This is a genomic window from Asaia platycodi JCM 25414 (assembly GCF_000614545.1).
In the GTDB taxonomy this organism is placed as follows: Bacteria; Pseudomonadota; Alphaproteobacteria; order Acetobacterales; family Acetobacteraceae; genus Asaia; species Asaia platycodi.
In genome coordinates this window covers 23,116-37,419 of record NZ_BAKW01000009.1, presented here as the reverse complement: position 1 = coordinate 37,419, position 14,304 = coordinate 23,116, and the positions used below count along the sequence as shown (strand labels likewise).

12 protein-coding genes and 4 pseudogenes are annotated in these 14,304 nt (G+C 59.7%); 6 read left to right on the top strand and 10 right to left on the bottom strand.

What is annotated here, in order from left to right:
• Positions 1-31 precede the first annotated feature (31 nt).
• Positions 32-924 (bottom strand): annotated as a pseudogene (locus tag JCM25414_RS18570) (mitochondrial fission ELM1 family protein).
• A gap of 81 nt (positions 925-1,005) precedes the next feature.
• Between JCM25414_RS18570 and JCM25414_RS08465 the strand changes: the two are divergent.
• The 3 genes from JCM25414_RS08465 to JCM25414_RS18565 all read left to right on the top strand — a co-directional run bounded on the left by JCM25414_RS08465 (position 1,006) and on the right by JCM25414_RS18565 (position 4,377).
• Positions 1,006-2,130, top strand: a complete 1,125-nt coding sequence (locus JCM25414_RS08465) for a DEAD/DEAH box helicase (RefSeq protein ID WP_025841347.1) — start codon at positions 1,006-1,008, stop codon at positions 2,128-2,130.
• Positions 2,131-2,201: 71 nt separating this feature from the next.
• Positions 2,202-3,353 (top strand): acetylornithine deacetylase, encoded by a 1,152-nt coding sequence (argE, locus tag JCM25414_RS08460; RefSeq protein WP_035442970.1) that lies wholly within the window; start codon positions 2,202-2,204, stop codon positions 3,351-3,353.
• Between the two features lie 127 nt (positions 3,354-3,480).
• A complete protein-coding gene (locus JCM25414_RS18565) occupies positions 3,481-4,377 on the top strand; it encodes a M14 family metallopeptidase (RefSeq protein WP_148301003.1) in 897 nt (298 codons plus the stop codon).
• Between the two features lie 39 nt (positions 4,378-4,416).
• Here the strand turns inward: JCM25414_RS18565 and glyA are convergent.
• Positions 4,417-5,705, bottom strand: a pseudogene (gene glyA, locus JCM25414_RS18560) (serine hydroxymethyltransferase).
• A 141-nt stretch (positions 5,706-5,846) separates the two neighbouring features.
• On the opposite strand from glyA, the pseudogene JCM25414_RS18555 reads away from it, so the two are divergent.
• The 3 genes and pseudogenes from JCM25414_RS18555 to JCM25414_RS26585 all read left to right on the top strand — a co-directional run bounded on the left by JCM25414_RS18555 (position 5,847) and on the right by JCM25414_RS26585 (position 8,673).
• Positions 5,847-7,308: pseudogene (locus tag JCM25414_RS18555) on the top strand (APC family permease).
• Positions 7,305-8,303, top strand: a complete 999-nt coding sequence (gene hemB / locus JCM25414_RS08440) for a porphobilinogen synthase (RefSeq protein WP_025841345.1) — start codon at positions 7,305-7,307, stop codon at positions 8,301-8,303. Before JCM25414_RS18555 ends, hemB begins: the two are co-directional and overlap by 4 nt.
• Positions 8,260-8,673 carry a YraN family protein gene (locus JCM25414_RS26585; RefSeq protein ID WP_081775858.1) on the top strand — a complete coding sequence of 138 codons (414 nt, stop codon included), beginning with the start codon at positions 8,260-8,262 and terminating at the stop codon, positions 8,671-8,673. Before hemB ends, JCM25414_RS26585 begins: the two co-directional genes overlap by 44 nt.
• Positions 8,674-8,811: 138 nt before the next feature.
• On the opposite strand, the gene JCM25414_RS21680 is transcribed toward JCM25414_RS26585, so the two are convergent.
• The 8 genes and pseudogenes from JCM25414_RS21680 to purC form a co-directional block, all read right to left on the bottom strand.
• A complete protein-coding gene (locus tag JCM25414_RS21680; protein WP_025841343.1) occupies positions 8,812-9,120 on the bottom strand; it encodes a hypothetical protein in 309 nt (102 codons plus the stop codon).
• Positions 9,121-9,286: 166 nt separating this feature from the next.
• Positions 9,287-9,622, bottom strand: coding sequence for a Grx4 family monothiol glutaredoxin (gene grxD / locus JCM25414_RS08425; protein WP_025841342.1), 336 nt, complete (start codon positions 9,620-9,622; stop codon positions 9,287-9,289).
• A 69-nt stretch (positions 9,623-9,691) separates the two neighbouring features.
• Positions 9,692-9,922 carry a BolA family protein gene (locus JCM25414_RS08420; protein WP_025841341.1) on the bottom strand — a complete coding sequence of 77 codons (231 nt, stop codon included), beginning with the start codon at positions 9,920-9,922 and terminating at the stop codon, positions 9,692-9,694.
• A 3-nt stretch (positions 9,923-9,925) separates the two neighbouring features.
• Positions 9,926-12,123: pseudogene (purL, locus tag JCM25414_RS18545) on the bottom strand (phosphoribosylformylglycinamidine synthase subunit PurL).
• A complete protein-coding gene (gene purQ, locus JCM25414_RS08410; RefSeq protein ID WP_025841340.1) occupies positions 12,120-12,821 on the bottom strand; it encodes a phosphoribosylformylglycinamidine synthase subunit PurQ in 702 nt (233 codons plus the stop codon). Before purQ ends, purL begins: the two are co-directional and overlap by 4 nt.
• Positions 12,818-13,219 (bottom strand): Rap1a/Tai family immunity protein, encoded by a 402-nt coding sequence (locus JCM25414_RS08405; RefSeq protein WP_025841339.1) that lies wholly within the window; start codon positions 13,217-13,219, stop codon positions 12,818-12,820. Before JCM25414_RS08405 ends, purQ begins: the two co-directional genes overlap by 4 nt.
• Positions 13,216-13,458 (bottom strand): phosphoribosylformylglycinamidine synthase subunit PurS, encoded by a 243-nt coding sequence (purS, locus tag JCM25414_RS08400; protein WP_025841338.1) that lies wholly within the window; start codon positions 13,456-13,458, stop codon positions 13,216-13,218. Before purS ends, JCM25414_RS08405 begins: the two co-directional genes overlap by 4 nt.
• Positions 13,455-14,219 carry a phosphoribosylaminoimidazolesuccinocarboxamide synthase gene (gene purC, locus JCM25414_RS08395; protein ID WP_025841337.1) on the bottom strand — a complete coding sequence of 255 codons (765 nt, stop codon included), beginning with the start codon at positions 14,217-14,219 and terminating at the stop codon, positions 13,455-13,457. The genes purS and purC overlap by 4 nt, the downstream gene beginning before the upstream one ends.
• Between the last annotated feature and the right edge of the window lie 85 nt (positions 14,220-14,304).

Below are 14,304 nucleotides of genomic sequence, written 5' to 3'. Positions count from 1 at the left end.
CCGTTTCTTCGTTGCGGACCCCGCACCCGTGTCAGAGAGCGAGACGCCGAATCATTTCATCTGCCCCTCTGTCGGTATCGTCAAGCGCCGTTACAGCCCAGGGTGCCCATTCGCCGGTGAACGGTCTGACCCTGTCGGCTTCTGCCAAAGTTTGCACAAAGGCCGAAATACGGCGTGACCGCCCCGGCAGATTGATGATCATCACCGGCGCTTCAGTCGCAGCAGCCTCAGAAATCATCGAGACACTATCGGTCGTGACAGCAATCGCATCTGCACAAGCCAGCAACCCGTGATAAGGTTCTCCCCCTGCCCGTTCCATATCCAGGCTGGATACGGTGCAAGGTGTGCTTTCAATACGGCGAGAGCTTCGCCGTCGGTACGTCGGGACGGGGTCAGAGCGACCGCCACCTCAGAGTGGCTCATGATGTCGATCAACCTGTCAGCCAGATTTTGCGCGTCCTCGACCCCGAAACTGAAACGCCCATTGGCACCGCCTATCAATACGCTCAGCAACGCCTTGCCGGGCACCGTGAGGCGTTTGTGCCAATGAGCACGGGCGACATCGAGCTTTTCTCTTGTCATCCCGTGCAGCGCCGTGCGAACCGACACGATGTTCGGCCCGGCTATGGCATCATGAACATTGGCTATGATGAGGTCGAAATGGCGCGCGGCCATGCGAGGGTTCTGGATCTGAACGAGCTTCAGCCCGGTCTGCTTCCTGACCGCCGCAGCAACGGCTCCGCCCGTTCCGCCAACGCTCACCAGCAGATCGGTGCCCGATGGCAGATCTATGGGGGCAGTCATACGCAATGGCGCGGGACAAAATCTGGTGGGGAAACGCCGCCAGATTCCTTCTATCCTTACGGGGTGGAAATGCCACGCCAGCCCGGCACGTTCGACAAGACCGCTCGCCTGGGCGCGCATTCCGGCAAAATCTTCAGCAATGATGGCTACACTCATAACTGAACAATTCCTTCACCGGCAGAACTTTGGCAAGAAGCACACATGACCGAAGCACCCTCGCCCAACACGCCGAATTTCGACCCTCTGATCATCGCCGGACTGAAACAGGTCGGTATCGACAAACCCAACGATGTGCAAAACCGTGTCTGGCCTGAGGTGCTGAGCGGCAAAGACGTGCTGCTGATTGCCCAGACCGGATCGGGAAAGACCGCAGCCTATGCAGCACCGGCCTTCCAGCACCTGCTTGCGTCGAAAGAAACGCGCCAGCCCGGCGCGCCGCGCGTGCTGATCCTCGCGCCGACGCGCGAGCTCGTCACCCAGATCGCAGGGGTGTGCCGCCAGATCGGTCGACGCCTCGCCTTTCGCACGCGGCTGCTCTGCGGCGGCCTGCCAAAAGACGCCCAGATCGAGGCCTTGGCCGAAGGCGTCGATATTGCGGTGGCCACGCCGGGTCGATTGATCGATCTGCTCATGAGCGGCGCCTGTAGACTCGACGCCACGACACTCCTCATCATCGACGAGGTCGATCAGATGCTGGATGAGGATTTTCTGACAGCGATGGACGAGATCATTCCTCATTTGCCCGACCGGCGTCAGGCCATGCTCTGCTCGGCAACGCTCCCTCCTGTCGGACGTGAATTGGCCAATCGTCTGCTCTACAAACCGGTCACACTCGAATTTGCCAGCCAGACCATCACGCCGCGCCGCATCAAGCAGCGCGCGATGTTCGTCGAGACAGAAGAAAAACTGTCCACCCTGACCCGCATCTGCGCCGAGACGCAGGGACGCCAGATCGTCTTTCTGCGTACAAAAGCCTCGGTCGATCAGATCGGCAAGCATCTACGCAAGGCCGGGCTGTCGATTGCCGTGCTGCATGGCGATCTAGCGCAGGGAGCACGGCAGAAAGCAGTCGAGGCCCTGCGCGCAGGGCGTGCACAGATCCTGCTCACCACAGATGTCGCCGCGCGTGGGCTCGATATCAATGACGTGGCGCTGGTTGTAAATTACGACCTGCCCGAGAAGGCCGAGACCTATGTGCATCGCATCGGTCGAACCGCCCGTGCGGGCAAGAGAGGGGCGGCGCTCGCCTTCTGCACACGTGACGAACGTGTGATGCTGCGGGCGATCGAAAAAGAGATCGGCTATCGCATCAGCATCGTTTCCTGATGGGGCCGCCCTTGAGGTTTGCCGTGACAGGGGTCTAAACTCCTCGTCATGACCCTCCCAAGGCCCGGCTGATGGATACCGTCGCGATTCTGGAAAAGCTCGTCTCATTTGATACGACGAGCAGAAACCCCAATGCGCCGCTGATCGAGTGGATCGAATTCTGGCTCGACGAGCATGATGTGCCCTATACCCGCCATCGTGGGCCAGAAGACGGCAAATGGAACCTGCACGCCATCCTGGGGCCGCAGCAGAAAGGCGGGCTCGCCCTCTCGGGCCATGTCGATTGCGTTCCCGTCGAGGGACAGGACTGGTCGCGCGATCCGTTCACCCTGACCGAGAAGAACGGCAAGCTCTACGCTCGTGGCGCCGCCGATATGAAGGGCTTTGTCGCCGCCATGCTGGCGGCCATCCCGTCTATCAAAGCCCGGGCTCTCGCGAAGCCGGTACATCTGTTTTTTACCTTCGATGAAGAGATCACCTGTAACGGCGCGCGTTATCTCATCGAGGACGTGAAGTCGCGCGATCTGATGCCGGATTTATGCGTAATCGGTGAACCGACGCTGCTTTCACCTGTCATCGCGCATAAGGGCCGCTTCACGATACGCGTTGATATCAAGGGCCGACCGGCACATTCCTCCCAACCGGCTCTGGGTGCCAACGCCTTGCACGCGATGGGTCGCGCCATCGCTGAAATCGCCGCCATGGCTGATGAATTCGAACGCGATGGCCCGCATGTCAGCGGCTTTCAGCCCGACCACACAACCATGCAGGTCGGGCTCGCGCAGGGCGGCAGCATTCTCAATATCGTACCCGAGCAGGCGAGTTTCGACATGGAATGGCGCGCTGTACCGGGCGACAGCAATGATGCAATTTTCGCTCGTATCCGTCATCGCCTCGCCCCAATCGACGCGTTACTGCGCGCTTCATGGCCCGAATGCGGCCTGCATTATACGGCGCTCGTCGATCTGCCCCCGCTTGCCCTGCCCGAGACGTCGCCGCTCGTTTCCCTGATTCAGCAGATTACAGGCAGAAACAGCGCAGGCTACGTTTCATACGGCACCGAGGCGGGCATTTATCAGCAGGCCGGATTACCGACCATCGTCTGCGGGCCCGGTGATATCGCTCAGGCGCACAAGCCCGATGAGTGGATTGAACGCGACCAGCTGGCCCGGTGTGAGACCATGATCGAGCGCCTTGTGCGGCAGGTCTGCCTCGATTCATGAGTTGCGGGGCTTCACCGCGGGACCATCATCCGGTGCGCAAGCGACGTCAGCGCCTGCTTCCCACTCTCGCTCTGCCCCGCCGCCTGCCCGACTTTCCCATCCTGATTGACAAGCCTGATCTCACACCGTGGAGAAAGGCAATAACGGCATCGAGGGCGTCATAGAACGCGATAGTGGGCGGCCTGGCCCTGAAATCGCGGTCGTCTCTCTCATTCACGGCAATGAATTTGCCGGAGCGGCGGCGGCAGACCGTCTGTTGCACGAAGACATCCGTCCGATTTGCGGCGTATTGCGCTTCGTCTTTGCCAACATAACAGCATTCCATCGCTTCAATCCGGAAAACCCTACAGCGTCGCGTTTCGTCGCCGAGGATCTCAACCGGGTATGGTCGCATGAGCGGTTGACCCATGCGCCCGGATCGGTCGAGATGGAACGCGCAATGGAATTGCTGCCAGTCATCCAACGGAGCGACCTGCTTCTCGACCTGCACTCCATGCTGTGGGAATCGGCACCGCTTTTCATTTCACCACAGACCGACCGCTCAATTGCGCTGGCCGGTATGCTCTCCTCGCGGTCGGACACGCAGTTTCTCACCCTGACCGATCTCGGCCATGTGGGGGGCGCCCGCTTGATCGAGCATGAGCGCTTTCTGGCTGCTTCGGGCGCGCCTGCAAGCGTCCTCCTGGAAGCGGGGCAGCACTGGCGCCCTGAGACGGTGGAAATCAGTGCCCGTGTGATCAGACAATTTGTCGAGAACGCTGCATTCTTGCATTTCGGCACGCGGCACACTGAAAACAGCGCTGCTCATCAGGCCATGGTAACCGATAATGTCGTCGCACGAAGCGCGAGCTTCGCCTTCGCCGAGCCCTATCAGGGCGGGCATGTGATTCCATCGGCGGGAACGGTCATCGCCACGGATGGCGAGGACGAAATCTGCACACCTTACGATCACTGCGTGCTGATCATGCCCAATCTCTGTGTCAGGCGTGGGCAGCTTGCGGTGCGTCTCGCACGGCTTTTCTGACAGTCGCCCCGATCACGGGGCGACTACGATGGCTCAGTCTCAGGCGCCAGGGTAGGCGACGTCGTAGATCGGGAAGCGACGGCAGAGTGTCTTGACTTCTTCATGCACGCGCTGCTCGACAGCGTCCTGTGCGTCCGTGCCGAAAGCGCTCAGCACTTCATCGATCATGCGCGCGATGGTGCGGAATTCTTCCTTGCCAAAGCCACGAGAGGTGGCAGCCGGGCTGCCCAGACGGATGCCGGATGTCACGAAGGGCTTTTCCGGATCGAACGGGATGGCGTTCTTGTTGGCCGTGATACCCGCGCGTTCGAGAGCGGCTTCTGCAATCTTGCCAGTCACTTTCTTGGGCCGCAGATCGACCAGCACCAGATGACAATCAGTGCCGCCAGTCACGATATCGAAACCACGGGCCACCAGCTCTTCAGCCAGAACGCGTGCGTTATCGGCAACGGCGGTCTGATAGGCCTTGAACTTTTCACCCAGCGCCTCGCCAAAGGCCACGGCCTTGCCTGCGATGACGTGCATGAGCGGGCCGCCCTGCAGACCGGGGAACACGGCCGAATTCACCTTCTTGGCGATATCGGCGTCATTGGTCAGCACGATGCCGCCACGCGGGCCACGAAGGGTCTTATGCGTGGTGCTCGTCACGATATGGGCGTGAGGGACAGGGCTCGGAAAGAGACCTGCAGCAACCAGACCCGCGAAATGGGCCATATCCACCATCAGATAGGCCCCGACCTCATCGGCGATGCGGCGGAAACGGGCAAAATCGATATGACGCGGATAGGCCGAGCCGCCAGCGACGATGATGGTCGGCTTATGCTCGCGCGCCAGACGCTCCATTTCTTCATAGTCGAGCGTGCCGTCTTCTGCGCGCACACCATACTGCACAGCGTTGAACCACTTGCCGGAATAATTCGGCGCCGCGCCATGGGTCAGGTGACCGCCAGCGGCCAGGCTCATCCCGAGCACGGTATCGCCGGGCTTGCCGAGCGCCATGAATGCCGCCTGGTTGGCGTTGGCACCCGAATGGGGCTGGACATTGGCGAATTCGACACCGAACAGCGCTTGATTCGCTCAATGGCAAGGTTTTCGACGCGATCGACATCGACACAGCCGCCGTAATAGCGCTTGCCCGGAAGGCCTTCGGCGTATTTGTTGGTCAGAACCGAGCCCTGCGCTTCGAGCACGGCAAACGAGGTGATGTTCTCGGAGGCGATCAGTTCGATCCCGTCCTGCTGACGTACCAGCTCGGCATTCACAATCGCGGCGACCTCTGGATCGGCCTCATTCAGGCCGCGATGAAAGAAATCGTGCTGAGCGGACATGTTCTCGCGAGTTGACATTCTTTTCTCTCCCAGAGGGGGCGCGCAGACGCACAAAATGGCGTATCACGAACGCCAATATCCCAGATTTCCCCCCGCCGCCAAGCCGTTTAGCGCGGGATACCCGTTTTAGAGGAAGACTGAATGGCCCAGCCCCTCGCCGCTCTTTGGCGACGCAAACCGATCGACAGCACCACCGACGACCCCGCCGAACACGGCATGAAGCGCGTCATCGGTCCCTTCGCCCTTATCGCACTGGGTGTCGGAACAACTGTCGGGGCCGGGCTTTTCTCTCTTACTGGCATCGCCGCAGCCCATAATGCCGGGCCGGCCGTTATCCTCGCCTTCGTGGTTGCAGCAATCGCCTGCGGGTTTGCTGCTTTCTGCTATGCCGAGCTTGCCAGTATGATCCCGACAGCAGGATCGGCCTATTCCTACACCTATGCCACGCTCGGCGAGCTGGTTGCCTGGATTATCGGCTGGGACCTGGTTCTCGAATATACGGTCGGTGCCGCAGCGGTTGCGTCAAGCTGGTCGAGCTATCTCTCTTCCATTCTCGGACAATGGAACCTCCATCCCGATCCAAGATGGATGGCGTCGCCTATGACGATGGTAACGCTGGCCGATGGCAGCACAGCCCATGGCTGGATCAACCTTCCCGCCATGGCTGCGCTCGTCTTCATCGTTCTGCTGCTACTGCGCGGCATCACTGAGTCGACGCGAATCAATGCTGTGGTGGTGGTGCTGAAGCTCTCTGTCATCGTGGCATTCATGATCTTCTGCACGCCTTACATCCAAAGCGCGCATTACACCCCCTTCATTCCCCCCAATACCGGGGAGTTCGGCCATTTCGGGCTTTCAGGGATCATGCGTGCAGCAGGCATGATCTTCTTTGCCTATCTCGGCTTCGACATCATCGCGACGACGGCGCAGGAAGCGAAACGCCTGAACGCACCATGCCGATCGGCATTCTGGGTAGCCTCGCCATCTGCACAATCATCTATATCGCCTTCGCTTTCGTGCTGACTGGCGTGGTCGATTATCGCCAGATGGAAAATGACGGCAGCCCCGTCGCTACTGCCATCGACGTCACCCATCTCTTCTGGCTTCAGGGCGCGCTGAAATTCAGCATTCTCTTCGGCTACACCTCGGTGCTGATGGGGCTCATGATGGGCCAGGTGCGCGTCTTCTATGCCATGTCGCGTGATGGCTTGCTGCCTGCCATTTTCGGTCGTCTGAGTCCACGCACCCGAGCGCCCGCTTTTTCGCATCTCATCTTTCTGGTCATTACCTGCCTGCTGGCCGGGCTGGTGCCGATCTCCGTACTTGGCAATATGACCTCCATCGGCACATTGCTGGCCTTTGTGCTTGTCTGTGTCGGTGTGCTCATCCTGCGTATCCGCGAGCCCAACCGCCCCCGTCTGTTCAAGGCGCCGGCGGATTGCTCATGCCGATCTGCGGCATTATCAGCTGTTCCGTCGTCATGTTTTCGCTTGATAGCCTGACATGGCTACGGCTCGTTCTGTGGCTGATCGCCGGGCTGGTTGTCTATGCCGCCTATGGCTACAAGAAGAGCAAACTCACCACTGGGGAGCTGTCCCGATGATTACTGGCGCCTATCCACTCAGCCGCGCGCGCCGCAACCGTTTCGACGGGTTTACGCGCAGGCTGGTCGCGGAAACGACACTCACCACCGATAATCTCATCTGGCCGATCTTCGTCTGCGATGGTCAGAATACGCGCACGCAGGTCAGCTCCATGCCCGGCGTGGAACGCGTCAGTATCGATCTGCTTGAATCCCATCTTCAGGAAGCCGTGGCGCTCGGCATTCCGGCCGTTGCCCTCTTCCCGATCACGCCGCCCGACATACGCGACTCAAAGGGGCGTGAGGCTACAAACCCGGATAATCTGATGTGTCGTGCGGCACGTGAGATCAAGCGCCTTTATCCCGATCTGGGTCTGATAGGCGACGTGGCGCTCGACCCTTATACCGATCACGGCCATGACGGGCTTATAGAGAACGGCTATGTCGTCAATGACGCCTCGGTCGAGATACTTGCCCTGCAAGCCATGAATCAGGCCGCAGCCGGCATCGACATCATCGCGCCATCCGACATGATGGATGGTCGCATCGGTGCCATAAGGGCGGCGCTCGACAAGGCGGGATATGAAAATACCCGCATCATGTCCTATGCCGCGAAATATGCCTCGGCCTTTTACGGTCCGTTCCGCGATGCGCTCGGTTCGGGCGGTCTGCTCAAGGGCGACAAGAAGACCTACCAGATGGACCCCGCCAATACTGACGAGGCCCTGCGCGAAGTGGCGCAGGACCTGCAGGAAGGCGCCGATATGGTCATGGTCAAGCCCGGCATGCCCTATCTGGACATCATCCGGCGCGTGCGAGACAGCTTCGCCGTGCCGACCTTCGCCTATCAGGTATCTGGCGAATACGCGATGCTCATGGCCGCCATACAGAATGGCTGGCTCGATCGTGACCGCGCCATCCTCGAAAGCCTGCTGGCGTTTCGTCGTGCAGGATGTAACGGGGTGCTGACCTATTTCGCCGTCGAGGCGGCACGGCTCATCGCGCGCGGCGCATGACTCTCACCCGGCAGATAAGAGGCCATGCGGCCCATTCTGCCGGGATAGACGCCGAAAGACGCAGCCGCGACTTTCTGCTGCAAAAGGGTGTTGCATTCTCGCGACCCGTTGCAGAACGCCCTATGGCGAAATCGACCTTATCGCAGCCTCTTCCGAACGCCTGATTTTCGTTGAGGTCAAGCGACGCAGGACGCTCGATGAGGCCGCGTTTTCGCTCAGCCTCGCGCAACAGAAGCGGCTTCTACGCGCGGCTGATTATCTCATCATAATAAATGACACATGGCGCAGGGAAGAAACACGCTTTGACCTCGCCCTTCATGATTTGGCAGGCGGAATGCGTTGGGTTTCTGATATCCTGCGATTCTGTTGAGCTGCAGGACCGCGTAAGCAAAACGCGAAATACGGTGTCCTGCCGGAAGACACTGCGACGATCGATCCGAAAAGGGGAAATCCGCTAACTGCGTCTAAGGCGATCCCCTGAGCGGAGATCCCCTCAGGCTGTATCAGATCAGCCGTGACGGCGGGCGCGATGAGCCTTGCCGCTGGCCGGAGCCTTGGAGTGATAGACGACGGTATGCACCAGCGAGCGGCGCGAGGGCATGGCAGCGTGATGCGCAGCAGCCTGATGAATGGCGACGCTATGATGCGAATGGCTGGCAACGGTGCGGTGGTAAACCGGGGTAGCGGTCAGTGCGTCAAGGGTAAGCTTTGAGGCTTCCCAGTCGGTGATCTCTCTCGCACTTGCACCATGCGAAGCAAAAGCAGCTCCAGCAGCGACAACTGAAGTGACAAGCTTGAGAACCGTTAGACGCCGCATTTCTTCTTCCCTCTGGATGACCTGAGGCAGGGTATGCGGGAGACGCCGGAGGCAACAAGAGGCGGAGAAACAATTTTTTCAAGGGAAAGTTCAACGTTGCAATACTGCCACAGTTTGGGTCAAAACAGTGGCAGAACGCATTATTTATGGCGCGATTAAGGCAGGATCACGCCACCTTCTTGGCGATATTCTTCTCTTCGAACAGTGACTCCAGTTCGCCACTCTGGAACATGTCGGTCACGATGTCGCAGCCGCCGATGAACTCGCCCTTGACGTAAAGCTGAGGTACGGTCGGCCACTGCGAGAAATCCTTGATGCCCTGACGGATTTCAGCATTCGCCAAGACATTGGCGGTTTCGAAATCGACACCCATATGACCGAGAATCTGCACAACGCGAGCCGAAAAGCCGCATTGCGGGAACAGCTTGTCGCCCTTCATGAAGAGCATGACGGGATTAGCGTCGATAAGCTGCTGGATGTGCTGGAAAATGGCTTCAGCCATGGTTCACTCCTGTTCGCGAGAGCCGCGCTGGGTCAATAATGATTAATTATAGACAACAAGTCTCGATTGTCAGGGGGTTTGTGTTTTAAGGGCCAGAGCATGAAGCTCCGTCCCCATACGGCCACCGAACGCATCATAGACCAGCTTGTGCTGGCGCACCCGTGGCAGCCCCGCAAAAGCGGAGCTGGTCACGGTCGCAGCGTAATGATCGCCGTCCCCTGCAAGGTCTTGTATCTCGATCACAGCATCAGGCAGAGCAGCCTTGATCGTGCGTTCGATTTCTTCTGCACTCATGGGCATGGATTAGCGCTCCATCAGTTTGGGGAAGAACGCGGCATTCACCTCACGCATACGCTCGGCTGAGAGCGACATCCCGTCCTTCAGCACCAGGTTGGTGCCCCCGGTACGACCGAGATGGCGCACAGGCACATGAGCCTTTTCCGCTTCATCGATTAGAGCGGCAGCATGCTTCGTGGCAATCACGTAGCAGGCCTGGTCTTCACCGAAATAATAGGCGTGCAGGCTGGTTCCGTAATGCGGCTTGTCAAGATGGCAGCCAATGCCGCTCGCCATCACCATCTCGGCAACGGCCACCAGCAGACCGCCATCAGCGATGTCGTGGCATGCCTCGACACGGCCCTTGGCAATCATGCTGCGCACGAAATCGCCGTTGCGGCGTTCGGCGTGCAGATCGACAATCGGGGGTGCCCCCTCTTCACGGTGGCAGATCTCGCGCAGCCAGAGCGACTGACCGAGTTCGCCGCGAATTTCGCCTATCAGAACAAGCTCGGCATGGTCTGGCATGCCAAGACCGATGGCCTTGGTCACGTCCTCAATCACGCCGATTGCACCGATGGCCGGGGTCGGAAGGATCGGCTGGCTCAGCCCGCTCGGGTGGCTCGTCTGGTTATAGAGCGAGACATTGCCACTGACGACCGGGAAATCGAGCGCACGACAGGCCTCGCCCATGCCCTTGATGGCATCGGCGAACTGCCCCATGATTTCGGGCTTTTCCGGATTGCCAAAATTCAGGTTGTCCGTCACGGCCAGAGGCAGAGCACCCGTCGCTGTGATATTGCGCCAGGCTTCCGCCACGGCCTGAGCGCCACCGGCACGCGGATCGGCCTGGCAATAGCGGGGCGTACAATCCGTGGTCATGGCCAGACCACGCTTCGTTCCCTCGACACGAACGATCGCCGCATCGGCAGCGCCGGGGCGACGCGCCGTCTGGCCACCGACACCGCTGTCATACTGGTTCCACACCCAAGCTCGCGAAGCGAGGTCGGGGCAGCCCAGCAGGGTCAGCAGTGCATGCTCGACACCGACCGGATCGGCAACGGTGCCAAGACGTGCTGGCGGCTTGGCGTGGGTCATCGGGCGATGATACAGCGGCGCTTCATCGGCAAGCGGTGCCAGCGGAATATCCGCTTCCACGGTTCCGAGATGCTTGACCGTGATATGCGCGGTGTCGGTAAGCACGCCAACGATCGCGAAATCCAGGTCCCATTTCTCGAAAATGGCGCGCGCCACTTCGGTGCGTTCCGGCTTGAGAACCATGAGCATGCGCTCCTGGCTTTCCGAAAGCATCATTTCGTAGGCGGTCATGCCCGTCTCACGCTGAGGCACATGGTCGAGATCGAGCTCGATGCCCACCCCGCCCTTGCCTGCCATTTCAACGGCGGAAGACGTTAGACCCGCAGCGCCCATATCCTGGATAGCCACAATGGCATCGGTCGCCATGAGTTCGAGGCAGGCCTCGATCAGCAGCTTCTCGGTGAACGGGTCACCCACCTGCACCGTCGGGCGCTTGGAAGCCGCATGCTCGTCAAACTCTGCCGACGACATGGTGGCACCATGAATGCCATCACGACCGGTCTTCGATCCGACATAAACAACCGGATTGCCGATACCGGCAGCAGCCGACAGGAAGATCTTGTCCTGGGAGGCAATACCGACCGTCATGGCATTGACCAGCGGATTGCCGTTATAAGCCGGGTGGAAATTGATCTCACCACCGACTGTCGGCACGCCCACGCAGTTACCGTAGCCGCCAATACCACGCACAACACCATCGATCACGCGTTGCGTAACGGGTAACGACGGGTCGCCGAAGCGAAGGCGTTCAGATTGGCAACCGGGCGGGCACCCATGGTGAACACGTCACGCAGGATACCACCAACGCCCGTCGCCGCGCCCTGATAGGGCTCGATGAAAGAAGGATGGTTATGGCTCTCCATCTTGAAGACAGCCGCAAGCCCGTCGCCGATATCGACCACACCGGCATTCTCGCCGGGGCCATGAATGACCCATGGCGCCTTCGTTGGCAGCGTCTTGAGATGCACACGTGACGATTTATAGGAGCAATGCTCGGACCACATGACCGAGAAGATACCAAGCTCGGTCAGGCTCGGCACACGGCCCATGATATCGAGAACCTTCTGGTATTCCTCTGCGGAAAGACCGAAGCGCGCGGCGAGTTCAGCGTTGACGATCATGCTCATGCGACGAGACTCTTCACCAGACCCGAAAACAGCGGCACGCCGTCTGTCGCGCCGAGATCGGGATCAACCAGGTTTTCAGGGTGCGGCATCAGCCCGCAAACACGCTTGTTGGCGCTCAGAACACCCGCGATGGAACGCTGGCTACCATTGGGGTTGCTCACGCGGCTCTTCGCGTCGAGACCACCCTTGGCGCAGACATAGCGGAAAGCCACACGGTCTTCTCCTTCGAGCCGGTCAAGCTCGGCTTCGGAAGCGGTGTAGTTGCCATCACCATGGGCAAGCGGCGCGCGAAACACATCGCCCTTCGCCCAGTCACGGGTGAACGCCGTATCGTTGGCTTCAACGCGCAGAAAACCGTCCTGCGACAGGAATCGCATACCCGCATTGCGCAGAAGCGCGCCGGGCAGAAGCTGCGCCTCGGTCAGGATCTGAAAGCCGTTGCAGACGCCGAGCACGTAACCACCACGCTCGGCGAAAGCCCGCACTTCGCGCAGGATCGGCGAGTGCGCGCCCATGGCACCAGATCGCAGATAATCGCCGAAGCTGAACCCGCCCGGCAGCACGATCAGATCGAGATCGGGCAGGCTCGTGTCACGATGCCAGAGCATGGCCGGGGCCTTGCCACTGACGAGACGCAGAGCCTGCTCCATATCGCGCTCGCGGTTCGTGCCCGGAAAGACAACAATACCCGCTTTCATGGTTTGCCCCCCTGAGCCGAACACGGATAGGAATCATGCAGCGCGGCAAAAACGGACTTGCCAACCGGATATTTCAGTACGTCCTGATGCGCCTTGAGCCAGGAGATGACCTTGCCACGCATGGCATCGGTCGTTTCGGCGTCAGGCACGCAGAAACCGGCGACGGATCCTGCATCGCCGCTGCTCTTCGCATTGAGCGCAGACAGAGCGCCTGAATCGGCCATGCCCGCAATATAGGCATCGCACACGGCCTTGCCTTGCGGTTTGGAGCAGATCTGACCGAAACGGCCAGCCTGCATGGGAGAGAGACGATGCTCGTCGGCCTGCGCCACACCGGCAAGGGCGCCCATGGGCAATGCAAGCGCGATTGCCGTCAGGAGAGCCTTTTTCGGGGTCATCCAACAACCTCGACTGCAAAATCCTCGATCACCAGATTGGCGAGCAATTCGCGCGCCATGGCTTCACCCTGAGCAAGCGCGGCGGCGCGGTCTTCGGTAGCGAGTTCCAGTTCCATGGTCTTGCCTACGCGCACTTCACCTACATTGGCGAAGCCCAGCACCTCGAGCGCGTGACCGATGGCCTTGCCCTGAGGGTCAAGTACGCCTTCCTTCAGCATGACATTGACGCGAATTTTCATTGCATGACCTCCGGTCCTTTGAGATCGCTGTTGCCAGCCTCGGGCAGAATACCCAGGCGGCGCGCGACTTCCTGATAAGCTTCCTCGACACGGCCCATATCCCGGCGGAAACGATCCTTGTCGAGCTTCTCGCTCGTCTTGGTGTCCCACAGGCGGCAGTTATCGGGTGAAATTTCATCGGCGAGAACGATACGCATCTCCTCGTTTTCCCACAGGCGTCCGAATTCGAGCTTGAAATCGACAAGCTGGATGCCGATCCCCTGGAACATGCCGGTGAGAAAATCATTGGTCCGCAGCGCGTAGGCGTTGATCTCATCGAGATCCTGGGCGTTGGCCCAGCCGAAGGCCGTAACGTGCTCTTCCGACACCATCGGGTCGTTGAGCGCATCGTTCTTGTAGTAATATTCAAGAATCGAGCGTGGCAGGCGCGTACCCTCGGCAAGACCGAGACGCTTGGCGATCGATCCGGCGGCGACATTGCGCACAACCACTTCGAGCGGAATGATCTCGACTTCGCGGATGAGCTGCTCGCGCATGTTCAGACGACGAACGAAATGGGTCGGGATGCCGATTTCATGCAGACGCAGCATGAGATGTTCGCTGATACGGTTGTTCAGCACGCCCTTGCCGGTGATGATGCCTTTCTTCACGCCGTTTCCGGCTGAGGCATCGTCCTTGAAATACTGAACGAGTGTTCCCGGTTCGGGACCCTCGAAAAGGATCTTGGCTTTTCCTTCATAAAGCTGACGACGGCGTGCCATGACGATCTTTCAAAAAAGGTAAAACGGCGTTGCCACGCATATAGCAGCGCAGCCCCGCCGTTCATACCCATGATCGCGCCGTTCT

Coding starts and splice junctions, on each gene's coding strand:
- argE (WP_035442970.1), top strand. CDS start 2,202: ATGGATACCGTCGCGATTCTGGAAAAGCTCGTCTCATTTGATACGACG.
- JCM25414_RS08405 (WP_025841339.1), bottom strand. CDS start 13,219: ATGACCCCGAAAAAGGCTCTCCTGACGGCAATCGCGCTTGCATTGCCC.
- purC (WP_025841337.1), bottom strand. CDS start 14,219: ATGGCACGCCGTCGTCAGCTTTATGAAGGAAAAGCCAAGATCCTTTTC.
- purS (WP_025841338.1), bottom strand. CDS start 13,458: ATGAAAATTCGCGTCAATGTCATGCTGAAGGAAGGCGTACTTGACCCT.
- hemB (WP_025841345.1), top strand. CDS start 7,305: ATGATTACTGGCGCCTATCCACTCAGCCGCGCGCGCCGCAACCGTTTC.
- JCM25414_RS08420 (WP_025841341.1), bottom strand. CDS start 9,922: ATGCCCATGAGTGCAGAAGAAATCGAACGCACGATCAAGGCTGCTCTG.
- JCM25414_RS08465 (WP_025841347.1), top strand. CDS start 1,006: ATGACCGAAGCACCCTCGCCCAACACGCCGAATTTCGACCCTCTGATC.
- grxD (WP_025841342.1), bottom strand. CDS start 9,622: ATGGCTGAAGCCATTTTCCAGCACATCCAGCAGCTTATCGACGCTAAT.
- JCM25414_RS21680 (WP_025841343.1), bottom strand. CDS start 9,120: ATGCGGCGTCTAACGGTTCTCAAGCTTGTCACTTCAGTTGTCGCTGCT.
- purQ (WP_025841340.1), bottom strand. CDS start 12,821: ATGAAAGCGGGTATTGTTGTCTTTCCGGGCACGAACCGCGAGCGCGAT.